The 22,193-nt window shown below is 60.2% G+C and carries 17 protein-coding genes and 2 pseudogenes; 7 read left to right on the top strand and 12 right to left on the bottom strand.

Features of this window, described 5'->3' with window-relative positions; all coding sequences use genetic code 11:
- Positions 1-7 precede the first annotated feature (7 nt).
- The 3 genes and pseudogenes from NKJ57_RS05390 to NKJ57_RS05400 form a co-directional block, all read left to right on the top strand.
- Positions 8-949, top strand: coding sequence for a DMT family transporter (locus NKJ57_RS05390; protein ID WP_352511169.1), 942 nt, complete (start codon positions 8-10; stop codon positions 947-949).
- Positions 950-1,543: 594 nt separating this feature from the next.
- A complete protein-coding gene (locus NKJ57_RS05395; RefSeq protein WP_352511170.1) occupies positions 1,544-4,408 on the top strand; it encodes a phospholipase D-like domain-containing protein in 2,865 nt (954 codons plus the stop codon).
- A gap of 286 nt (positions 4,409-4,694) precedes the next feature.
- A pseudogene (locus tag NKJ57_RS05400) lies at positions 4,695-5,581 on the top strand (transposase); the annotation flags it as partial.
- 189 nt (positions 5,582-5,770) lie between these two features.
- On the opposite strand, the gene NKJ57_RS05405 reads toward NKJ57_RS05400, so the two are convergent.
- From NKJ57_RS05405 to NKJ57_RS05430, 6 genes are all read right to left on the bottom strand, one after another.
- Positions 5,771-6,535 (bottom strand): ABC transporter ATP-binding protein, encoded by a 765-nt coding sequence (locus NKJ57_RS05405; protein ID WP_352511172.1) that lies wholly within the window; start codon positions 6,533-6,535, stop codon positions 5,771-5,773.
- Between the two features lie 25 nt (positions 6,536-6,560).
- Positions 6,561-7,559, bottom strand: a complete 999-nt coding sequence (locus NKJ57_RS05410; RefSeq protein WP_352511174.1) for an ABC transporter substrate-binding protein — start codon at positions 7,557-7,559, stop codon at positions 6,561-6,563.
- Positions 7,560-7,594: 35 nt separating this feature from the next.
- Positions 7,595-8,443, bottom strand: coding sequence for an ABC transporter permease (locus tag NKJ57_RS05415; protein WP_352511176.1), 849 nt, complete (start codon positions 8,441-8,443; stop codon positions 7,595-7,597).
- A 24-nt stretch (positions 8,444-8,467) separates the two neighbouring features.
- On the bottom strand, positions 8,468-9,832 hold the full coding sequence (locus NKJ57_RS05420) for an LLM class flavin-dependent oxidoreductase (RefSeq protein WP_352511178.1): 1,365 nt from the start codon (positions 9,830-9,832) through the stop codon (positions 8,468-8,470).
- 34 nt (positions 9,833-9,866) lie between these two features.
- Complete coding sequence (msuE, locus tag NKJ57_RS05425) at positions 9,867-10,424, bottom strand: FMN reductase (RefSeq protein WP_352511180.1); 558 nt, start codon at positions 10,422-10,424, stop codon at positions 9,867-9,869.
- Positions 10,425-10,799: 375 nt separating this feature from the next.
- Complete coding sequence (locus NKJ57_RS05430; RefSeq protein ID WP_352511181.1) at positions 10,800-11,804, bottom strand: hypothetical protein; 1,005 nt, start codon at positions 11,802-11,804, stop codon at positions 10,800-10,802.
- A gap of 58 nt (positions 11,805-11,862) precedes the next feature.
- Here NKJ57_RS05430 and NKJ57_RS05435 point away from each other — a divergent pair, with 58 nt between their 5' ends.
- Complete coding sequence (locus NKJ57_RS05435; protein WP_352511182.1) at positions 11,863-12,411, top strand: hypothetical protein; 549 nt, start codon at positions 11,863-11,865, stop codon at positions 12,409-12,411.
- Between the two features lie 291 nt (positions 12,412-12,702).
- Here NKJ57_RS05435 and NKJ57_RS05440 read toward each other — a convergent pair whose 3' ends face one another.
- Complete coding sequence (locus tag NKJ57_RS05440) at positions 12,703-14,133, bottom strand: ATP-binding protein (protein WP_352511183.1); 1,431 nt, start codon at positions 14,131-14,133, stop codon at positions 12,703-12,705.
- 463 nt (positions 14,134-14,596) lie between these two features.
- Between NKJ57_RS05440 and NKJ57_RS05445 the strand changes: the two genes are divergently transcribed.
- The 3 genes from NKJ57_RS05445 (at position 14,597) to NKJ57_RS05455 (ending at position 16,896) form a co-directional block, all read left to right on the top strand.
- Positions 14,597-14,881, top strand: a complete 285-nt coding sequence (locus NKJ57_RS05445; protein ID WP_352511184.1) for a hypothetical protein — start codon at positions 14,597-14,599, stop codon at positions 14,879-14,881.
- Between the two features lie 359 nt (positions 14,882-15,240).
- Positions 15,241-16,032: a hypothetical protein gene (locus NKJ57_RS05450; protein WP_352511186.1), complete on the top strand. Its 792-nt coding sequence runs from the start codon at positions 15,241-15,243 to the stop codon at positions 16,030-16,032.
- 420 nt (positions 16,033-16,452) lie between these two features.
- The gene (locus tag NKJ57_RS05455) at positions 16,453-16,896 is read left to right on the top strand and encodes a hypothetical protein (protein ID WP_352511187.1); all 444 of its coding nucleotides are present in this window, start codon (positions 16,453-16,455) and stop codon (positions 16,894-16,896) included.
- Between the two features lie 344 nt (positions 16,897-17,240).
- Here the strand turns inward: NKJ57_RS05455 and NKJ57_RS05460 are convergent.
- The 5 genes and pseudogenes from NKJ57_RS05460 to NKJ57_RS05480 all read right to left on the bottom strand — a co-directional run.
- A pseudogene (locus NKJ57_RS05460) lies at positions 17,241-17,483 on the bottom strand (ATP-binding cassette domain-containing protein); the annotation flags it as partial.
- 20 nt (positions 17,484-17,503) lie between these two features.
- Positions 17,504-18,595, bottom strand: coding sequence for a HigA family addiction module antitoxin (locus NKJ57_RS05465; protein ID WP_352511188.1), 1,092 nt, complete (start codon positions 18,593-18,595; stop codon positions 17,504-17,506).
- Entirely contained in the window at positions 18,595-18,930 is a 336-nt protein-coding gene (locus tag NKJ57_RS05470) for a system killer suppression protein (RefSeq protein WP_352511190.1), read from the bottom strand. Before NKJ57_RS05470 ends, NKJ57_RS05465 begins: the two co-directional genes overlap by 1 nt.
- A gap of 268 nt (positions 18,931-19,198) precedes the next feature.
- Positions 19,199-20,875, bottom strand: a complete 1,677-nt coding sequence (locus tag NKJ57_RS05475; RefSeq protein WP_352511192.1) for a RecQ family ATP-dependent DNA helicase — start codon at positions 20,873-20,875, stop codon at positions 19,199-19,201.
- A 94-nt stretch (positions 20,876-20,969) separates the two neighbouring features.
- Entirely contained in the window at positions 20,970-22,163 is a 1,194-nt protein-coding gene (locus NKJ57_RS05480) for a hypothetical protein (protein WP_352511193.1), read from the bottom strand.
- Positions 22,164-22,193: the final 30 nt, after the last annotated feature.

The following is a 22,193-nucleotide window of genomic DNA, read 5'->3' on the forward strand; positions in this document are numbered from 1 at the left end:
CTATCCTGTGACGACAAATCAGGCTGTCGCAAAGGAGGATCAGGTAGGGCTTGCCATCATGGCGATGGTCTTCACCGACCTCACGCTCTCAATCGCCGATGCTATCATCAAGGTGACGATTTCCGATATGCCGTTATTGCAGTTCATCTTTCTGCGATGCGGCATCACGGTTCCTCTCGTGGTTCTGATCCTCAGGCTGCGCTACCCGCAGGTCCCGCTACGCCCGGTTTTTCCTGCCTGGGCGATCCTGCGAAGCAGTCTGCTCCTGGTCAGCCTGCTGCTCTACTATGCCTCGCTGCCACGGCTCGACTTCTCTACGGCCGCTGCCGTCTATTATACGATCCCGCTCTTCACAACCCTGTTCGCTGCGGCCTGGCTCAGGGAGCCCGTCGGTGTTCAGGGCTGGACCGGGGTCGGGATCGGTTTTGGGGGCGTGCTTCTCATGCTCAAGCCACAAACCGGGGATCTGAACATCTTTGCCTTGCTGCCGCTGACATCGGCGATGCTCTACGCTCTCGGGGTGGTCGTCACTCGCACGAAGAGCCGCGGCGAGCATCCCCTGGTCCTAGCCCTGACATTCAATCTGATTGCTGTTGGCCTCGGTGGTGCCGTCACCTGCGTAGCCGGGTTCGGCGGCACGGCCGAAGCTTTAGACGCTACCGGAAGCCGTTTCCTCGGTGAGTGGATCGCGATGGGCTGGTTCCAATGGGGATTGGTCATGCTTTTGAGCTTGACCATGCTGATCGGCAGCGTCGGAACGGCATTCGCCTATCAGCTCGGGCCGCCTTCGGTCATCTCAACCTGGGATTTCTCATATCTGGCCTTTGCGGTTTTGTGGGGCGTGGTCCTGTTCTCCGAACGCTTGGATGCGGCATCGATATTGGGCATCGCGCTTATTGCTTTGGCAGGCATCATATCAACCCGCCGCCGTCCAGCCCTTCTGTGTTAGGTTATCCTATGAGACGGCGTTTGCCCTGTTGGTAGAGGCATACCGACGCGACGGCAGATCCTACGCGACGAGGTCATGAAGACCGTCGCCTTCAATGAGCACGCTGGAGCGGTCGCGGCTCCCGACGAGGTGATCTGGCGGTTCGTCGACACAACGGCCAGCTGGCGACTTACGGTCACGTGCACGTTCCTGACGCTTGAAACCCGGAGTTACCTCTCCCGCGCCGATTTCGTGGGGCGCTTTGATAAAGTGGTCAGCAGGGCGACTAAAGCCTCGACATCCCGCAAGGTAGCGCGTTCCCACGCGCATTACGTGGGTAGGCCTTACGGTCTCTTCTAGTCCGTTGTAGACGTATGCTGTAGTGGGCCGGGTCTGACGGGCCTCTCAACGTTTAGACTTTGGGTGAAGCACGCAAAGCGGCTGGTATTGATCTAAAACTTCAGATATCGTCTGCATTGGTTTTATGTAGGATAGCAACAAATGTTTTCCTATAGAATACTGATCGTAATATACGCCGACTAACATAGCTTCAGTCGCATACTCCTCGTTACATTTGCCAGGATATCACCGTAAGATTTTGGTGGAGCGTACAAAATGACAGTCGCTGACTCGCAACGCCTGCGCACCATAGCGAAGCAAATCGCCGACGCGAGCTCGCCGGAAGTCCTGGCCAATATCGGCGAAGTGCAGAGACACGCGGAGAATTCTGTATGGGTGGCCGATGCCACCAAGGCGATGAACGCTCGCTATGGCCGCGTGTCGCAGGCCGCGCCGCAGCCGATCGATGAGGGTGTGGAGCCGGCTGGCGGCGGGGCGCCCCATCCTCCAGGCCTACCACCGCCCAGCGGGGCGGGTGGCGCACCAATGCGGCCTCCGCCGCCGATCACCAATGACGAAACCATCGTATTCGCCGTGGGCACGCCGGTCTTCCTCGTCCAGAATAACACCATCGACATCGACAGCGCCCGCGCCGAGGCGACGGCTTGGCGACAGATTCTGACAACCAACGCGCCGCTGCTCAATCGCAGCATGGCTTCGATCGGTCGCGTCGACGTGAGCAATTTCGACAACCCGTTTGTTGGCACGGCCTGGGTTATCGACGACGGTCTGGTGGTCACCAACCGGCATGTTGCCAACCTCTTTGCGGAAACTAGCGGGGCAGGCTTCACCTTCAAACTCGGCTTCGACGCGCGCACGCCGATCGGCGCCGACATCGACTTCCTCCAGGAATACGGGAACACAGTTTCCGATCCTGTGGCAGTTGAGCGCGTCGTCTGGGTGGCACCGGAAAACCTACCCGACATCGCCTTTCTAAAGCTCGCGCAGAACTCGTCGTCCGTCGGTCGAGTGAAGCTGCAGCTTGCCAACGACCCGCCGCGGGCAAAGCTGCCCGTGGCCGTGGTTGGATATCCGGCAAGCGACATCCGGTTCTCGGATCAGCAGCTGGCTAACAAGATTTTCGGTGGCGTCTACGACAAGAAGCGGGTGGCGGTGGGCAACCTGCTCGGCGTCGGCGACGACAACATCACCCATTCTTGCTCGACGTTGGGCGGCAACTCCGGCTCCCCGGTCATAGACATTGGTACCGGGCAGGTGGTGGCGCTGCATTATCGTGGCATTGAATTCATTGAAAACGACGCGGTGCCAATTGACCAGCTCAAGCGCTGTCTTGCCCGCGCACGCGGCCTACTGGAAAACACTGGAGGATTTGTCATGGCCGACAACAGCAGCGGGGGAGGCAATCCAAGCTCTGGACGGGGTGGGATCACCTTCACCGTGCCGCTCAGGATTACAGTCGAGATCGACGGCGCTGCGTCGCCGATGTTTGCTGCGGCCTCGCCGATCGGCCCTACACTAGCTCCTGCCGCCGGTTCGGCCTCGACCACCGCGGCACCACCGCCGGGCAGCCCACCTCCCGACAGGGAAAAGACGCTCGCCGCCATACGCACCGCGCGCGCGCTTCTCGCAAACCGCGAAGATGTCGTTGCGGTCAAACCGGGCTATCGCTTCGAGAATGGCGAGATCACCGACCAGCGCGCGGTGGTGATCGCGGTCAAGCGCAAGATCGACCTCGGCGCACTTGAGTCCCGCGGGGTGATGCCGCTGCCCTCTTACATCGACGGCGTACGGACCGACGTTACGGTTGCCTCGACGGCTGATCTTACGGGATTCAGTGCCGGGGACGAGGCACCGCCGAGCTGGCATACCAGCTACAAGCCGCGGCCTGATCTGCCTCTCACGCGGCGCAAGACGTCGACAAAGTTCACATTACATACCGGACCCGACGCAAGCTGGCCCGTGCTGGGGCCGTTCCTTGCAGCAACGACGAAGTCACTGGTGGTGGCGATGTACGATTTTGGAGCCGTCAACGTGGTGAGCGGCGTTCTCGACGCGGTCAAGACCAAAGCGGAGACGATGTCTCTCGTGTTGCAGATGGGCGGCAAGGTACACGCAGGCGATTTCACCGATTACGAAGCCGTGGATAAGATTCGCGACGAAAAGGGTAGCAAATTCAACTTCGCTCCAGCGAGCGTGGGCAAGACGGGCATCTTCGATTCCGCCTACCATATCAAGGTTGCTGTGCGCGATCGCTCGGCAATGTGGCTGTCAAGCGGCAACTGGCAGAGCTCAAACCAGCCCGACGTAGCGCCGCTAACTAATCCGGGCGATGCGAACGCGCTAAGGCTATACAACCGTGAATGGCACGTGGTGCTTGAAGATAAGGAGCTAAGCCAGCTCTACGAAGCGCACATCCTGCGCGACCTCGAGGAGGCTAAGGGAGCGCCAGAATCGGTGATGGACGAGCCGCTGGTGTGGGTGCCGGCTGACCTGACGTTCGACACGCTCGAAGCGGCGGCGAAGCCGCGTTACTTCCAGCCGATGACGGACACGCGCGAGATCGATGTGCAGCCGATCCTTACGCCCGATAACTACATCGACGTAGTGCTGCCATTCGTCCGGTCGGCGAGACGCACGATCTTTTTTCAGAACCAGAGTTTCAGCACCAAGACCGTGGGCGACAACTACCGCGCACTGCTCGACGCCCTCTTGGCACAGCAGAAAGCAGGTCTCGACGTCCGCATCATCTTCCGTTCTTTCGGCTCGGAAGACCGCGATACGATCAGCAATGCCAAGGACTACGGCTTCGACACAGGCAAGGTCCGCAAGCAGAGGAACTGTCACACCAAAGGCATCGTAATCGACGGCGAAGCGGTACTTATCGGAAGCCACAATTGGACTACAGCCGGAACCGGGTTCAACCGCGACGCCAGCCTGATCTTCTACGATCGTGATATTGCCAAGTTCTACGAGGACATCTTCCTCTACGATTGGGACCGTATCGGACCGGCCAAGATCGACGAGTCGCTGCCAGCCCCTATGATCGTGACCGCGGCCAACGACACAACGCCACATCCCGGCTACGTCGCAGTGCCGCTTTCAGTCATCCTCGGGCGTTGACCAGCGGGCTATTCGAGACTTCGTCAGGGAAGCATTCCGACGACATCGGCCCGGCGACGGGCGGAAAAAGTACTGCATGCTTGCGGGATTTTCCGCTGTCATCTGGCTCGTTTCGCCGAGAAGATGCCCTGACCCAGCAGGTCCGGGCGCAGCGCGATGCGTTGGGCAGCGACCAGGCGGACGACGCCAGATGACCGCCTGCCCTAGCAGCCTGTCGGACTTGAGCGGAGGGCTCGGATGAGATTCAGTTTCATTGATTGATTCCTTCTCGATGAGCGGAGCAACGATGAACAATTTTCGCCAGGTCGACCGCCAGACGGGTTTTCTGCTGCCACCCTCGGTGGATGAATGGCTTCCGGAGCGGCATCTGGCGCGTTTCGTGGTGGAAGTGATCGAGCAGCTGGACTTGTCGGCGATGGTCAAGGCCTACACGGCTCGGGCTCGGCCTCCTATCACCCGAGCGTCCTGCTGGGGCTTTTAGTCTACGGCTACGCCACCGGGGTGTTCTCGAGCCGCAAGCTGGAGCGGGCGACCTACGATTCGGTGGCGTTCCGCTTCATTGCGGCCAACGATCATCCCGACCACGACACCATCGCCACTTTCCGGCGGCGCTTTCTTGCCGATATCGAGCAACTGTTTGTCGAGGTGCTGGCGCTGGCGCGGGAGGCCGGCATGCTCAAGCTGGGCACGGTGGCGTTGGACGGCACCAAGGTACACGCCAATACCAGCCGGCACAGCGCGCAGTCCTATGAGCTTGCGAGCAAGATCGAAGCGCAGTTGCGGGCCGAGGTTCAGGAACTGATGGCGTTGGCGGAGGCGGCTGATCAGGCGGACGTGCCGGACGGCATGTCGGTGCCCGAAGAACTGGCCCGGCGCGAACAGCGCCTGCAACGGATTGCCGCGGCCAAGGCGGCGATCGAGGCACGGACCAAGGAGCGGTTTTTGCGCGAGCAGGCCGAACATCAGGCCAAGCTGCAGGCGCGCGAGGAGAAGGCGAAGAAGACCGGACGCAAACCGGGTGGCAAGCCGCCGCAGCCGCCCACGGCGGGTCCGGGGCCGACGGACCAGGTCAATCTGACGGATGAGGATTCGCGCATCATGCCAGTGGCTGGCGGCGGCTTCGTGCAGGCCTACAATGTCCAGGCCGCAGTGGCGACGGGCAGCCTGCTGGTGGCCTCGAAAAGGTGAAAGGCGAGTGGAACCTGGTGGTCCTGGCCTGGAACATGAAGCGGATGTTCGCCCTCAGCCAAGCCTGAGCCAGCAGCCGCCCTCCCCGTTCCTCAAGAGAAGTCCTGAAACCATGAAATCTTCACGTTCCAATGTGTGCTCAGTCCACTTCGCATGCCCCAGCCCGACAGGCTGCTAGTGCAGGCCGAACTCGCGCAACAATTCCTCACGATAGCGCACGAACCTGGTTTCGCTGCGGTCGCGCGGACGTGGCAGGTCGACGTCGATCAACCGCGCCGCACCGCCTTTCTCCTTGGGCAGGATCAACACCCGGTCGGCAAGATAGATCGCCTCTTCCAGATCGTGGGTGACCATGACCATGGTGACGTTCTCCTCGCTCCAGATGCGAGCCAGTTCTTCTTGCATGCCGATCTTGGTCATGGCATCGAGAGCGCCTAGCGGCTCGTCGAGCAGCAGGATCTCGGGCTGCACCGTCAACGCCCGGGCAATGCCGACGCGCTGGGCCATGCCGCCGGAAAGCTGCCGAGGAAAGGCGTCGGCGAATTCGGCGAGACCGACGAGCGCGATGTAGAAGCGGGCCTTCTCCTCGGCGTCCGCCTTCGCGATGCCCCGCACCTCGAGACCGAAGGCCACATTGCCGAGTACGGTCAACCAGGGAAGCAGGCGCGGTTCCTGGAAGATCACCGCCCGTTCGGCGCCGACACCGTCGACCGGCTTGCCGTCGATCGCGACACGGCCACTGTCGGCGGCCTCCAGCCCGGCAAGGATGCGCAGCAGCGTGGTCTTGCCCGACCCGCTGGCGCCGACGATGACCAGGCATTCGCCGGAACGGACATCGAGGTTGAGCGTACGCAGAACGGCAAGCTGACGTCCGCCGAGTGTGAATGATTTCGACAAGTCGCGGATCGAGACCTCTCCACCGCCTTTGGTGCCAGTCATTTCAGTCCCCAGTCCATCTCAGCTGTCAGTTCGTCTTGGTTTCGCCGCGCCGATACAGAATGTCCGCGGCCTTCAGTTTGCCCTTGGTCAGGCGGCCGTCCCGCTCCAGTACGCTGACCCAGAAGTCGATGTCGCGATCGGTCGCCTGTGCCCCTTCGCGCAGACCAAAGCCGGTCCAGTAACGGGCCAGGTCGCCATTTTCGCCCCGCTTGTCGAGGATACTGGCGAGCACCTTGCGCGCTTCGTCCGGGTTCTGCCTCGACCAATCGGCGGCGCGGGCAGACTGTTCGACGAAGTGGCGGGCAGCTGCCGGGTTGGCGGCGATGAAGTCGCGCCGCAGCACGACGAAGCCGCCGGCGAGCTCGCCCAGCACGTCCGTATCGTTGAACACGCCGCGCACGCCGCCATTGGCGACCAGCGCGCCGGCGAAAGTTGCCTGCCAGTAGCCGAGCCCAGCAATATCGACCTGATGCGAGCGTAAGGTCTGCTCGAGCTGTGGACCAGGCACGACGACGAGGTTGGCGGCATCGGGCGACAGGCCAACGCTGTGCAGTGCTTCGCGCACCGTATAGTCGAGATGGGCGCCGAGCGTGTTGACCGAGATGGTCTTGCCGGCAATATCGGCGATCGATTTGATCGGGCTGTCCGCGAGCACGTAAAAGACGCTTTTCACGTCCTTGTTGATGCCGTTGCTCGGATAGGCAGCGACGAAGTCATTGCCGCCGGAGATCGAGTTGATCACAGCGGCCGTGGCTGCCGAACCGAGATCGACGCTGCCGGAGGAAAGTGCAAACAACGATTCCGGGCCGCCGGTGGCGTAGCCGACATTCTCCAGCTCGACACCGAGGTCCTTGTAGTAGCCGAGCTCGTCGGCGAGCTCATGCGGGGAGATGCTGCCGCGGCTGGCGAGGTAGCGGAATTTGACGGCTGTGGCTTGCGCAAAAGCGAAACGGGGCAGGCCGGCGGCGATGATGCCGGCGGCAACGGGGGCGCTTGCAAGCAGGGAACGGCGCGTGATTTTCATGATCCGGTCTTTCCTAGGATGAGAGGAGGGGCTGCTCAGTTGACAGGATTGCTCCAGCGGCACAGCCGCCGCTGCAGGATAACCAGAACCTGGTTGGCGATCAGGCCGAGGCTGGCGAGGATGACGATCGCCGCGAACATCAGCGGGATCTGGAAGTTGTACTGCGCGTTCATCACCTGAAAGCCGATACCTTTGTTGGCGCCGATCATTTCGGAGGCGATCAACAGCAGCAGCGCCGTGGTAGCGCTCAGCCTCAGCCCGACGAAGATCGAGGGAACGGCGCCCGGAAGCACGACACGGCGGAACACGGTGAGGCGCGCAGCACCATAGACGCGGGCCATCTCGAGCAGCTTCGGATCGACTTCCTTGACGCCGCTGATGGTGTTGAGCAGCAGCGGAAACAGCGTCGCCCAGAAGATGACGAACACCTTGGAGGCCTCGCCCAGGCCGAGCAGCAGGATAAACACCGGGTAGAGTGCCAGCGCTGAGGTCTGCCGGAGAACCTGCAGGATCGGATCGAGCGCCGTTTCGACGGCCCGCACCTGGCCCATGATCAGGCCGAGCGGAATGGCGACGACGACCGCCGCCACGAAGGCTAGGCCAGCGCGTTGCAGGCTGATGGCGATGTCGCCGAGCAGGCTGCCGCCAGCGAGACCCTTCCAGAGCGCTACCAAGATCGTATCGATCGGCGGCAGCACTGCTGCGTTGACAAAGCCGCTGCTCGCCGCCACCTGCCAGAGCGCCAGGAAACCAAGAAGCAAGCCATAACGCGACAGGGTCCGCGCCGTGGACCGGGCGGCCGCACGCAAGGCCTCCGCGCCGAGGCCGTTACCGCCTTGATGGGAGCCTATGTCGACCGAGCGCTCGATGTGCTGCAAAGTCATCGTCTTGCCTTTCGCTTCAACGGGTCATTCGGCAGCCAGCACAGTCGAACGAGCGACCGTCCACGGGTTCTCCGGCCGCCTGAGGCCGAGGTTCTCGCGCAGCGTCCGGCCTTGGTAAGCCGTGCGGAACAGGCCGCGGCGCTGCAGCTCCGGAATCACCAAATCGACAAAATCGTCGAGCGCGCCCGGCAGCCACGGCGGCAGGATGTTGAAGCCGTCGGCCGCCTCATTGGTGAACCATTCTTCCAGTTGATCGGCCACCTGCGTGGCGCTGCCGATGACTGTGTAGTGGCCTCGCGCCGTCGCCACCCACTGGTAGAGCTGGCGGATCGTGAAGTTGTGCTCGTCGGCAATCTGGCGGATCAGCGCCTGACGGCTCTTCATGCCTTCCGTTTCCCTGCTCGGTGGCAGCGGTCCGTCGAGCGGATAGCCGGTGATGTCGAGCGTCTGGCCGGCCAGCGCGTTGAGCAAGGCGACGCCGTCCTCGGGCAGGATGAGACCGGTCAACTGCTCATATTTGGCGCGGGCTTCTTCCTCGGTACGGCCGACGAAGGGTGCCACGCCAGGCATGATCAGCACTTGGTCGGGATCGCGACCGACGCCCGCCACGCGCGCCTTGATGTCGCGGTAGAACTCTTGTGCCGTCTCGAGCTTTTGATGAGCGGTGAAGATCACCTCGGCCGAATGCGCGGCCAGCCCGCGCCCATCCTCGGACTGCCCGGCCTGCACCACCACCGGATGCCCCTGCACAGGGCGCGGCACGTTGAGCGGACCCTTGACGCTGAAATGCGCGCCCTTGTGATTGACGTCGTGCAGCTTGTCCTTGTCGTAGAAGCGGCCCGACTGCTTGTCGCGGATGAAGGCGTCGTCCTCCCAGCTGTCCCACAGCGCCTTGACGGTCTCGACATGTTCATGCGCCCGGGCATAGCGGTCGGCATGGTTGGGCTGGACATCGCGGTTGAAGTTCTGGGCGGTCTCGTCGCCGGCCGAGGTCACCACATTCCAGCCGGCACGGCCGTTGGACAACAGATCAAGCGACGCGAATTTGCGCGCCAGCGTATATGGCTCCTCATAGGTGGTTGACGCGGTGGCGATGAAGCCGAGATGCGTGGTGAGCGGCGCTAGGGCTGCAAACAGCGTCACTGGTTCGAAACCGGCGATCTTGGCATTGCCGCCCTCGCGGGCGCCGAGCCCGACCGTCAGATTGTCGGCGAGGAAATAAGCGTCGAACAGGCCGCGCTCGGCGGTCAAAGCAAGCTGCTTATGGAATTCGAAGCTCGTGGCGCCGTCGGCCGGCGCGTCGGGATGGCGCCAGGCGGCAATATGCTGTCCGCCACCAGGCAGGAAGGCGCCAAGCTTGATCTTTCTGGATCTGCTGGAGCTGGTCATGGCTGAGTCCTCCGTTCAAACGGCTGCTTGGGCATCAGGCTGCAAGGCCGACGCCGTGGGTCGCGCCGACAACGCGGGAAACTTCGGCAACCGCCTGTCGCGCGCGGGCCTGGATGGCCTCCGACGCCGGCATGCCATTGGCGAAGTCCTTGTCGGAGGCGTAGATCGCCGTCGGCATGGTCAGCGCCTCGAAGAGGCCGAACAGCGGCCGCAGCTGATGCTCTACGATTAGCGAGTGCCGCTCTCCGCCGCCCGTTGCCGCGAGAATGACCGGCTTGCCGCGCAGCGAGGCCGGATCGAGCAGATCGAAGAAATGCTTGAAAAGCCCGGTATAGCTGCCCTTGAAGGTCGGCGTGCCGACCACCAGCACATCCGCGCCCAACACTTGTCCGATGATGCTGCGCGCGGTCAGGTCGAGATTGCCAATGCTCCGTGCGGCGGGGAGCGAGGGACCGAGGTCTTCAATGTCGAATACACCCGAAGTCGCCCCGATGTGGTCCGCCACCTCGCCGACTATATGACTGATGAACGCGTTGGTCTTCGACGGCCGCGTCCGATTGCCCGATATCCCCACGACCAGCTTTTTTGTCATTTCGGGCTCTCCTTCGATGCGCGCTTTCAATTAAGATTACCGATTTTGTAGAATTAAATGAGCGAGAAGATTTCAAAAGCAACCGGAAGGCGGGATTGAAATTGCGCCGCAACGCCGTTCATTGGTTCAGCGGATGCGGGCTTCGGGCCGTTTTGACTGCTCCGCAGCAGCGACATCTGCCTGAATGATGGAACCCCGAAAACATTGTCCTTTCGGGACTTGCTCCATTCGAGAAATTCTACGATGCTTTTGGGAACAATTCGCGTAGCGGACACGACGACCGCAACAGTCGGTGCTGAGAAGGTAACTAGGCGAGCAGGCCGCACCTGCATTCTCGCTATTGTCCCTATGGGCTAGGCCGCGCCACCCGCTTCCCTAGCGACGTCGACCTTGCCATTGCGCCGCAAGGAGGTCCGCAGCTGATGCACCTGGTAACGTGTCGGGCGTAAACGGCACGTTGATATAGGCACGTCCGTCCGGCTCGGGTCGCGCGTGCACACCGCATTCCCTGAGCAGATCAAAGGCTGTCCGACCCAGAATGAGCATATCATCGTGGCTAGCCCAGCTTCCCCGGTTTTCCCATAGAGAGCGTAACTGTGACACGAGGGTGGTGACGGCAGAAACGAAAGCCTGGTCCTCCTTCGGGACCTCCAGCGCAACCTCGGGGAGTTCTTCCTCTGCCATGCCGTCAAGATGGCCAAACAGGTAGGAAGCCATGCGTAAAGGCTCCAAAACGACCACGCCGACTTCCTGAAAAACCCGCTCCACATCTCCGTGGGTCCGGTAAGATCTGATAGCATCGCGGGCCTTGATGCGCGCGTCCTGCAGGCGAACAGCGAGATTGTTCCGGAACCGCTGCTCCTCGTTCCTCGCAAATCGAGCAGATGCTCGGCATACGGCGTATTCACACCAAAAGGCTTGGGAGAATTGCTGCTCGTAAAGGCGGATGTAACTAGCTGGCGTCTGGTCCAGAAGGATACCGGGGAACTGCCGCTCACGGTCGGCATGTTCCGCCACATGTGCGCATTCGTGAGCGATGATCGCCAAAGCAACACGGAAATCCTCAGGCTCATGCTCCTCAAGTGCAAGGCAACATACGGGACCAGCTGAGAACACTAAATGCGTCTTCACGGCATCGCCGCGCTTGACCACGATGGATTTGCCGACTCCTACCAATCCCTCGTCATTGGTCCGCTCTTCAGGCCCAAGACCCTCGACGCCTCGATCGAGCTCCCGCAAGGCCTCGTCATAGTCCATCGCGATCGTAACACCGTCGATGGTGCTGATATCAATATAGCGCCCGACCTCATGGATAAGCGCCAACATTGCATGGGCCAATGCCTTCGCGGCTTCCTCGTTGTCGAAACCGCGGACGCTCACGGAGATGTTCGGGAGCGTTGAAGGGGTCTCGTCTTCTTCGGTTTCACAGATCGTATTTATGGCCGACCCCCAAGATGGCGCTGTGAAGCGGCATGTACTTACTCGCGCGCCCGAAATTAAGGGTGCCGTTGCAATTATTTTCATCTACCTCCAACTCGCATCGCTGGCGACTGAGCCTGCTGAAAGCCCTATCGCCTCCGGCTCCATTGACATCGGCGCGTCAGAGCGAACTTTGGAAGTGCCAAAGCTGGTGATGAAACGCTTCGGCTATCCGTCAATCCTGGAGCGGGACAAGCAAGACCTTGCTGTCGGCGAGCATATTGTCGTGTTCATGTGTCGAGACACGCGCGGATTGCAGTTCCGCACGCCAGGCGCCAACTTATGCTCACATGCGCGGGAGCATCCCGTTGTCGGTCGGCAAGCGCCCGCCGAGGAGATTTGCGTGCCTTCCGGGCGAAGCAACTCCAGGTTAGGGAGGAATTGCAAGAAGCTCAAGACCGCGCCAGCAAATGTTTCCGGGCAGACTGCTCGCGTCAATTCCCATTCGCATAAAGGGGTAACGAGCAGAAGCCGCCTATGTCGGCCACATCCGGGAATTGATCGATAAGTACGTCCTTCGCTTCAGACTCGGATCGAATGATGCGGAGTTGGACCGGGTCAAGTCGATGCATTCAAACGGGTTTATGCTCACTGTTCCAAACACGCTTCTTCCTCCTGGCAACTGTTCTGGAACCCTGTCTGGCTAGCCAGCAACTGGGAAGTGTCGCTTACGCTTCCGGTTCCCACCGAGGGCGGAGCGAGCGACCCTCGGCGGCAAAAGAGCAGCATTAGTCAGCAAATGCCACCAAACTCAGATGCTGATTTGTCAAAGAGCAAACTCGCTTTCCCTGTCTAAATTCTAAATCGAATTGGGCGCAGTCTTTGGGAGCGGATGCCTGGCCAAGTCATCCAGTCGCAGCAGGTGTATCGAACCGTCGGACTTTGCTAGTTCTTCGACTTCTGCACGGAAGCCGTTGCGGCTGAATAACAGATAGTGCTTGCCTTTTTTCCCTGCGCCATAGGTCGTCTGCTCCGAACGATTTCGCAGGGTTTCGAGCATCGCAAGATCCATCGCCACCGAGCGCCACTTGCATTCGCCGTAAAAGAAGGAGCCGTTCAGGGTCCGACCCGCAACGTCGATGTCAAAGTCCGCATGGCCCCAGACGCTTCCGACCTCCATCGCGGGAGAACCGAGAGATTCCTGAGCGTTCGCCCGGGCATGATCCACGCACATGCGCTCGAACGCTCCGCCCATGAATTCAGGCAGTCTGGACTCGATCACGTCTTGGAATACCTGCTCGCCAAAGCCGCTGTTGATCGCAGACAGGTTCGGGCGGACGAAATGGTGCCAGAAGGCCATCATGGGGTCATTCAGCGTATAGCGGCGGTTCCTCGCCTTCTCACTTGCGTCCAAAGACTTGTTCACGTTCACGAGGTCTAGCTTCGAAAGTTTCTGAATGTACGGAGGCAGGCTCCCAGCATCCACCCGAAGCCTTCCCGCAATCTCGCTCGATGTCGTACAGCCGTCCGCGATCGCGGCCACGATGCTTGAATACATGCCGGGGTCCCGCAGCTCGTTTTGGAGCAGCGTCATAGGTTCGTCCACCAGTGCGCCTGTTTCCGTCAAGAGCAGGTCCACCACATTTTGCCTGAGGCTCTTCTCCGGGTCGCAGAGCTGCAGGTAGTGGGGGATTCCCCCGAAAATGCCATAGGCCTTGATGGCCTGGCGCGAATCGTAGTCTGGGAAAAACAAGGCGGCGTCCCGCAACGGAAGCTGTTTCACCTCAAGCGTCATCGTCTTGCGGCCATAAAGCGGGTTCCGCTCCGCGAGCAGTTCTTCCATCTGCGCGATCGCCGAACCGCAGATGATAAGTTTCAGGCTTCCCGTCCGAGGAGCACCGCTATCCCAGAATTTCTGGAGGATCGAAGGCAGTGCCTGCTCTTGGTCGACGATATATGGAAACTCGTCGATAATCACGGCAAGCCCTCGGCGGCCGCTGCCGGCGGCGCCCGCCACGTAGTGGAGCACCCCCTCCCAAGACTCGATGGCCTGGAGCAGCGGATCGCTTCCAAGGACACGTGCCGTTTCGGCTTTGAAAGCTTCGAGGTTCAAGGTCGACGAGACGCGCGTCGCCTGGAAATAGATTTCGTTTGTCCCGTCAACCGCTTCCCGCAGCAGCCGTGACTTCCCGATCCGCCGCCTGCCATAGGCCACAATCAACGATGGCCGCGGAAGGGCAAGTTCCTTGCGGATAAGTTCAAGTTCGCGTTCCCTGCCGACAAACCTCATCATCCGCCCCTAGCATAATCACGATTAGCATAATTACGTTTAGTATAATCACGATTATGTTAATTTCAAGCGCCATTGATCCGTCTTCCGCCCGGCATAACAGTCGCCTCCCTCAGCGAGTTTCAGTACGCGAAGAGGTGTGAGCCCTCCTATGATCAGAGCGTGCCAGCCACGGCCCCGTGCCGACTTTTTCCTGAATTGCATCGGGTGATATTAAGTGGGCCGGGAGGGTTTAACGGTTGGTGGCTTTTGCTACCTAACGCTGCAAAAGAGGCGCTCGGAATTCAATCGGACGTGGGGACGCACCAGGGGTTCTTGGGCAGAAGAGCGGCCTCGGCCTCCCAGACGGGAAGACTGTCTCGTTCGGTGTTGCTTGGGATCGACGTTTCGGGGGATTTGATCTCCGGCGGTAGGACAGGCAATTGTAGCATCCGGCAGGGCGTACAGCAGGAGCGAACGAACCATGATCTTGTATACCTATTCCCTAGACGTTGAGCCGAACGAAGGCCGCTGGAAAGACCCTGGAACCCCGGGCTTCTTTTTTGCGGAACTGGACGAGGTGCGGCAGGCCGTCATCGAACTCCGCCGCGAAGTCACCTCGAATGGGGACGACGAACCTTCATGGAGTGCGGTTCGCATCGAGCGGATTGAAATCCTCGCTCCGACAGCGCAGAGCGTCCTGACCCTACTCAACGATGGGATTGGACCGCTGATCCAGCGCTATGAGATCGTGGAGACCATTGCGTGAAAGTGATGGTCAAAGGATCGCTCGGCTAGTGGTTCGCGGCGGGCGCCCCATGCATCCATCTGCGGAACGGCTACGCCCTGGTCGATCTCTGCTTGGCATACGCCCTGACTTGCGCTCACGCGACGAGAGGCAGAATGCCACCTGGACGAGAAGCTGCTGCGCGACCTGAGTCGGCAAGCGGGTTTCCCTAAGCTCAGCGAGGCGGATCGACTAGCGGTGACCCCTTGGATTCACCAGGCGGACCCCGCGCAGATGGCGCTCCAGCCAAGATGCGACCGTGTCGGCATTTCGATCCGGCCTCATGTTGACGCAATTGCTCCGACATGAGATTCCGGTAATAACGTAAATATGAGGGAAAAGTGACGGGCACGCGCACGATCGACTTCGAAGGAAAGACCTACGTCATCAATGGAAAAGGACAGGTCAAGCACGATGGAGGCAGGCACAACGTCTACGAAATCCGCTGCGGAGCGGAGCGTTTCGAAAACATTATAATGCCGACCGGCAGGGCGATCATTGAACACCTGCGAAGAATTGGAGGTCCGAAGCCCCTCGGCGAAAGGCCCCCTTCAACACAGTCGACGTCGCTGTCGCCAGCGGAACCGAACGAAGCGATGCTTCGCGAGATCACAGCGCCGATCCTCGCCTATTATCCGGCCGCTAAACGGAGCGATCCATTTCTCAGCCGACACTTCGCGAACACGCTTACAGGCGTCGCATCACTCATGAGCGGAGGATTCTCAGGAACAGCAACAGAAGCCATTCTCGAAGCCCATCGCATCGCAAAAATCACGCCGGGGCAATACGACACAACGGGAGCCTGGAAACACGAAGCCATCGAGCGCATCGTCATGAAGCTCATTGACGTCCAATTTCCCGCACAATCTCCGAAACGGCGTGGTCGGCTGCCGAAGACCGGCGTAGCGATGTCGAATGCCGAACGGCAGGATGCCCTTCAAAAGCGTCGCAGACAGGCTGTAGAAAAGGTCAAAGGCATCAGGACCGCGATCGAAGAAATCGAAAAGGCGACTCGATGGCTGGGCCAAATCGCAAGTAGTCAAGACGAACCGAGCAGGCGCGACGTCAGTCTGATTCATCACAGACTGAACTCAGCCTGTGATGCTCTCAAAAAACAAGCATCAGCGGACTAGGACACGGTTTGCTTAATGATGACGCGGCCGCCATCTTGTTCCGTGATCTTCATCGTCAGACCGGACGCGCGGAAATCTGCGATTACGCAACCCGGGAAAACGCTATCAGCGCGAGCGCAAAATCCCTGTTTGTGCTCGGTCGCAAATGCGGATCACCCTGTCGATTGCGGTCATGTCGTCCCGTGGCTTCCCTGATGCGGGCCTCCCGCTCCAGACATCGGTGTGCCTACCATTGGTGGGAGTTCAGGCATGGCGGTTTTTGCTGCCGAATGCCGCTCCGTATGTCGAGGGTTGAGCGATCGGTTGCCAGGTGGATTCCGGAATGTGGTGCCGGAGACGATTCCGGTGACATTCACTGTCAATATTCAATGCCTCATGTTAGGGGCGCGCTCGATGCAGTTTCAGTTCATGACGGGGTAGATGCCGAATACTCTCATTCAACATCCTTCAAACGGCACGTATTATTTCCGGAGGGTCGAAGAAAAGAACGTCAGGGGAGTGGCAATTCCAGGCGCACCCGTCGTCCTAAAACTCGGGCGCCACAGCGCGCGGGGCGGCTTTGGAGTACGTCACATCTGGGCGCGACACAAAGCGGAGGTCCTCGCGTGCGGATACGTTGAGGAAGGCGACGTTCCGAAATACGTCGCCGCTATCGTCTGCCCCGGCTCGCCAGTGTATTGCGAGTTCGGCCACATCCGGGACGTGCGGGTGACAGTCGTCCGCACAAAAATCGGGATTGCCGTCCTCGAGCACAAGATTCGCGGCGATGATATCCATTATTCGGTGGTAACGGCTTTCGCGCAACGAAACCCACACGGGACCCGGATAGGTTCTATTCTTGCGCACGTGCCGCTGACTGATTAGAGAAGGCCGCAGAAAGCGAAACGCCCAGGGAACCTGCATAGGCTCCATGGGCGTTCGTTAAAATTTCGACAGTAGAAGCGCTTCCTTAGCTCAAGGGGTTGGAAGCCACCCGAAGTGTCCTGTCACAAGCTTCCTGCACACTTGGTCGTCCTAGCGAGCGGGCGCTGAAACAGGGGCCGATGCTCGTTATGCTCTTTACGACAACCGAAACCATAGCGATCTCGGTAGAAAAGTCAATCGCCGGCGCGACCTTTCCGCGCCCTTTCATCGTCCTCAAGCATCCGGCGCACGATCCAAGATCACCAAGGCCGCATCATCCCGAGATGCTCGAAACCTTGCCGACCGCGCGCCAGTTCCTCCTGCATGGAAATCTTGGTCATGGCGTCGAGGGCGCCGAGCGGTTCGTCAAGCAGCAGGATCTCGGGCTGCACGGTCAAAGCGCGGGCAATGCCGACACGCTGCGCCATGCCGCCGTAAAGCTGCCTCGGGTAAGCCCCGGTGAATTCGCTGAGGCCTACCAGCGCGATGTAAAAGCGCGCCCGCTCCTCGGCTTCCGCCTTCCCCAGGCCGCGCACTTCGAGACCGAAGGGCTGGGCCTCCGGTCTGTCTAGGCGATCCACTCGAACCGCTGCTTCAACCTGTTCAGCGCCGTGTTGTAGGGGACCACGCGCTCGTATTGAAGGCGCCCGACTGCAATGCCGGGCGCGATGCCGCATTCCGCGGAAAACGCTCGGATGGAAGCCTCGTCAAAGCATCGATTGGCAACGAACGCTTTCCACATTGGCTTTAGGATCAGGCTCGATGCCGCAAACTCATTTGCTTCAGCTTCCCTAGGATCGTCAATGTCACCTTTGTCGTCGTCGATGAAAAGGCCTTTCTTGCCGTGCAGTAGGATGTGACCCGCCTCGTGAAAGAACGTAAACCAGAGGTGATCGTCGGACTTGTGCCGAAGGCTCAGCTGGATGATCGGAGTGTCTCCCGCCCATCGGGCAGCTCCGCTAAGTCTCGTGCCCGGCAACTCCGGGGAGAACACGAGAGCGACACCCGCCTCGGCGCATAGCTTTCCGAGACGGGCCTGAATCTCTTCGGGTCCGGACAGTGTCAACGAGCGGGCTTGCTTCAGGCAAGCCTTGAACCTCATGGGATCGTACTCGGAGCATTGAATGTCCGCGGCGATGCGCGCCCCCCAATGAAGCCACGCCATGACAGCTTCGGGGCGGCCGCGGAAAGACTGCGACCGCCGATAGGCCACCGAAGCCTGTCGGCTGGCGAGCATGTCGTCGCACGCCGCGATCGAAGCTGTCCCGAAGAAGTCCAGGATGCATCGAACTGTTTCCGCCGGGCTTTTTGGGGTGTCGAACATCCGGTACCGGACCATGTCCCTCACCGGAAATTTCTTCGCCCAGGCCGACTGCCGAGCGAACTCTTCTTCCTCCTGGCGCTCCGCCAGCCTCAATCGGTAATTGCTTTCGAGATTGACCCAGACCTGCGGTTCCATGTCGAGGACCCTGCCGAAATGGAGCGCCGTTTCCTCGGTGAGCGGAGCTTTTCCCGAAATGATCTCGCTGATGAACTTAGGCGTCCGTCCGCATCGTTCGGCGAATGCCTGCTTGGCGATCCCGCGCTCTTCCAGGATTTCGTCCAGGATTGCGCCTGGGGAAACGATGTAGTCCGGCTTCTCGGTCGTCGCGGTTGCCATCAGTGGTAATCCCCTACGTAAATGATCCTTACCTTGGTGACCTTCTTGAGGTCGATGCCGCCGCTTTCCATCTCTGGCACCGGGTCGTGATCCGGCACCAGACAGATGCAGGTTCCGTTCTTCACCGCCACGGACCATTGGCCTTTGCGGTCACCTTCTAAAAGGTGACGCCTGAACGGCTTGTCGGTAGGCACGTCGGCCAACGCCGGCGCTGCGGCAAGGAATGCATGGCGATTCTGGAATGCGCCAGCGACAACGGTTCCGAACTCCTTCACCAAGGCCTTGCTGCTGAGGCAGAGTTTCTCCAGTTTCGTGGTTGCATACTCAATATCCACCTGAAAACCCTTAACCCATTAGGTAAAGCAAAAATAGCGAAGGTCAAGTGCTGGCCATCGAATCGCGCAGAATCAATGTTGCCAGGGAACTCGGTCTGGTTGCAACGAAGGCATACGTGTCGCACGCGGGATTCACACGAACTCGTGGCAAAGCTTCGGAAAGCAGTCGTCTCATGGACATCGTCCGCGGAATTTGGCCGTGACCATTCGATCGGTACCGCCATGCGAAAATCGGCTGACGCGCGCGTTTTCATCGATCCCTGTGAACTTAGCCAGCAATAACCCGGGCAACGTATCCCGCCATCCCGCGGCGTCTGAGGTCCGCCTTGTCGCAATGATCGCAACAAGCCTGGAAACGTCGAGACTTCGTGCGGTTGCCGAATGCCCAGTCCAGGATCCAGACCGAGAGGCTTGGGCGTCGAGTGGTCTTCGGCCCCTGAAAATACTCCGAGATTGCGGTGCGCATGCAGGCCCCGGTCTTCATCAGCTCACTGACTTGATCAATCTGATGATAGCGCTGCTCTAGCATCGTCTCCCGGTCGAGCGCGGAGACTTGTGCCGACTCCACTGTTGTCTCGGCCATGAAACGCAGCCTTGAGATATCGCGACCAACGCTCAAACCATTGTGGAACATAACCGCCACGGAAGGCTTTCCGTCCCTCCCAGCGCGACCGAATTCCTGTAGCTGGTCCTCAACCGATGCAGACTGCTGCCAATGGATCACGAGGCGGACATTCGGGACGTCGAGGCCCATGCCAAAGGCGTTAGTGCAGATGATCTGGTCGAGGGATGGCCTGCTTTGCCCAAGGAAGCGCTTAACGAGCTCCTGTCGTTCCCATGCGTTTCCCAGTCTGGAATGATAGAGCGGCACTTCAAGTCCGAGGTTGCGTAGCGCCGCTTGCAACTCCTCCCCGACCTTCGTCGAGGGCACGAACACCATCGCCTTGTGTCCTTGGAGCTGGGGTATCCGCAGGAGAGATGCGATTTCCCCGGCTCGCTGATCGGCTGCGCACCGCCATCGGAGGAGCGCGATATTGGGTCTGTCGACGTCGCGCACAAAGACCTCGGCGTCTTCGATACCGAGCGATTTCAGGATGCGTTGCTGCATCTCGAGCCCAGCGGTCGCGGTGAATGCCAAGACGGGTGGCGCACCTAGCTTTTCGCGGACCTCCTTCAGCCGGCCGTATTCCCGCCGAAAGTCCCTGCCCCATTGATCGACACAGTGGGCCTCGTCCACGACGATGAACGATGGCCGCGTCTGCTTCAGGCGAGCACGTTCGTCCTCGCTCCTGACGAAGAAGCGCTCGGGAGCCAGATAGAGCAACTTGATCGCGCCCTGTCCCAGCAGTGAAAACCGGGTTTGCTTTTCGTCGGCGCTCAGGTCGCTATTTATGAAGGTGGCCGGGATCTTCTTGGCCAACAGGCCAGACACCTGTTCCGACATCAGAGTTTTCAGAGGGCTGACAACCATGGTCAGACCGCGGCGAAGCACAGCAGGCAGTTGAAAGCAAAGGGTCTTGCCTGATCCAGTCGGACTGACGACCAGGACCGACTTTCCAGAGAGAGCAGCCAGCACGATCGGCAACTGGCCTTCCCGGAAGCGATCTATCCCGAACAGACGGAGGACCGGGCCGAAATTGCCAACGCCTTCGGAAACCTGGCCTTCAGTATCCAACCAACGGGCAAGCCTGACCGCCCATCGCTCAATAACCCTCCTCGCAAGGCCACCAGCCAGGTTTGGGTGATGGACTGCATGGCAGCCATCGCACAGGGTGACCAGATTCGAGAGTTCGTCCGTTCCACCCATCGATCTGGGCAACAGGTGGTGGACATCCGCTTCGGCCGATTTCACCGGCGTCGAGCATGAGACGCAGCGGTAATTGTCACGCTTGAGAACTTGAAGGCGTATTTCGTGCCACGAACCGGTGGCAATAGGTTGATCCATTTCTGCTCGTGTCCAAGTCCCCGAAATAACGCACATAGCAGAACAGGTTTATGAAAGGATGACCATTGCTGCATTGATCAAAGGATGAAATTTGCTACAGGGTGCTTTGGGCCTGAACCAGACCTTGCAGATCTTCGGCCCGCCTGCCGGGGCGCTCCTTCAGCTCTTTCGCCGCCGCGATCGACTCGAGAAGCCGCGACCCGCGCGTGACACGCTTGCCGAACTCGCCGGCGGGAACCAGGTAACGCTCGCGCTCCATCGCTTTCATGTAATCGCCAAGCGCCTCCCACGGCACCCTGAGCGCGCTGCCCTCCAGTTCCCGCATCCGGTCAGCCAGCTCTTCCCTGACAAATCCGAAATCCCTGGACACCCAGCCCTCCGCCTTCATGGCGGCCAATGCCTCTTTCCGGGTGAAGCCATTCTTCTCGCCGATACCCATCTGCAGCAGCACAAAAGCCTTCCATTCGGCATCGCGCACCAGGAACCCTCGGTTATCAGCACCGCTACCCGCGACCGCGTCGGCGAGTCCGTGGGTGACGGCGCCGTCCTCCCATACGCCTGTCTCAGACAAATCGATGGCCTCGGCCTTGTACGCCGCCAGCAGATGCTGCGCTTCGTTGCCGATCCTTTCCTGCCGCTCGCGCTCCATTCCCGCGAGCTTGGTCCGCGCCATGGCTGTCTTCGGATTGTGCAGCCAGGTCCGCGGCGCTTCGAACAGGATCGCGTCAGCCAGTTCGTCCAGCGGACGGTCACGGCAGCCTGATAGGTCGATTTCGACCGCGCCGACGTCCATCTCCTTCAGCTTGGCTATCTTCTCCGGGCCGCATGCATGGGCGACTTTGAATTCGACGTGCAGGTCCCTGTCGCCGATCCGGCAGATCACGTCGGGCACGACTTCGCCCTGCTTGCATTCGAGGATCGCCTTCTGGAATTCGAAGCGCCCTTCCCTGACAACATGCACGGTATGAGGACCCTCGGTCTCGTCGAGGGCGGGAAGCACGAGGACCAGCTCGCGTCCAAGAATCGTCTTCGCGAACTTGTGGAGCGCCGTTTCGCCGGAGGAGGTGCAAGTACGATCCTCGACGCGGGCCTCGTGCTGGAAATGCTGTCGGCGGCTGCCGCGGTGAGCCACCATTCTCTGCTCGCAGCCTGGACAGATGCAGTTGCAGGCCAGACCTGACAAAGCATCGAAAATATGGACAGGTTCCCCAGTATCAGCGGCATGGGCGACCAAGCGCTTCCCATCGGCGGTGCAGCTCATCAATTCGCCGAGGGTCGTCCGGTGCATCGCCGTTCCTGTTCGCGGGGGGCGATGATT

The sequence above is a fragment of the Mesorhizobium sp. M0077 genome, assembly GCF_040322955.1.
In the GTDB taxonomy this organism is placed as follows: domain Bacteria; phylum Pseudomonadota; class Alphaproteobacteria; order Rhizobiales; family Rhizobiaceae; genus Mesorhizobium.

Bases quoted from the DNA above. Each gene is read 5' to 3' on its own strand.
- NKJ57_RS05395 (WP_352511170.1), top strand. From the start codon at position 1,544: ATGACAGTCGCTGACTCGCAACGCCTGCGCACCATAGCGAAGCAAATC.
- NKJ57_RS05405 (WP_352511172.1), bottom strand. From the start codon at position 6,535: ATGACTGGCACCAAAGGCGGTGGAGAGGTCTCGATCCGCGACTTGTCG.
- NKJ57_RS05410 (WP_352511174.1), bottom strand. From the start codon at position 7,559: ATGAAAATCACGCGCCGTTCCCTGCTTGCAAGCGCCCCCGTTGCCGCC.
- NKJ57_RS05415 (WP_352511176.1), bottom strand. From the start codon at position 8,443: ATGACTTTGCAGCACATCGAGCGCTCGGTCGACATAGGCTCCCATCAA.
- NKJ57_RS05420 (WP_352511178.1), bottom strand. From the start codon at position 9,832: ATGACCAGCTCCAGCAGATCCAGAAAGATCAAGCTTGGCGCCTTCCTG.
- msuE (WP_352511180.1), bottom strand. From the start codon at position 10,424: ATGACAAAAAAGCTGGTCGTGGGGATATCGGGCAATCGGACGCGGCCG.
- NKJ57_RS05435 (WP_352511182.1), top strand. From the start codon at position 11,863: ATGGCCGACCCCCAAGATGGCGCTGTGAAGCGGCATGTACTTACTCGC.
- NKJ57_RS05440 (WP_352511183.1), bottom strand. From the start codon at position 14,133: ATGAGGTTTGTCGGCAGGGAACGCGAACTTGAACTTATCCGCAAGGAA.
- NKJ57_RS05445 (WP_352511184.1), top strand. From the start codon at position 14,597: ATGATCTTGTATACCTATTCCCTAGACGTTGAGCCGAACGAAGGCCGC.
- NKJ57_RS05455 (WP_352511187.1), top strand. From the start codon at position 16,453: ATGCCGAATACTCTCATTCAACATCCTTCAAACGGCACGTATTATTTC.
- NKJ57_RS05465 (WP_352511188.1), bottom strand. From the start codon at position 18,595: ATGGCAACCGCGACGACCGAGAAGCCGGACTACATCGTTTCCCCAGGC.
- NKJ57_RS05475 (WP_352511192.1), bottom strand. From the start codon at position 20,875: ATGGATCAACCTATTGCCACCGGTTCGTGGCACGAAATACGCCTTCAA.
- NKJ57_RS05480 (WP_352511193.1), bottom strand. From the start codon at position 22,163: ATGCACCGGACGACCCTCGGCGAATTGATGAGCTGCACCGCCGATGGG.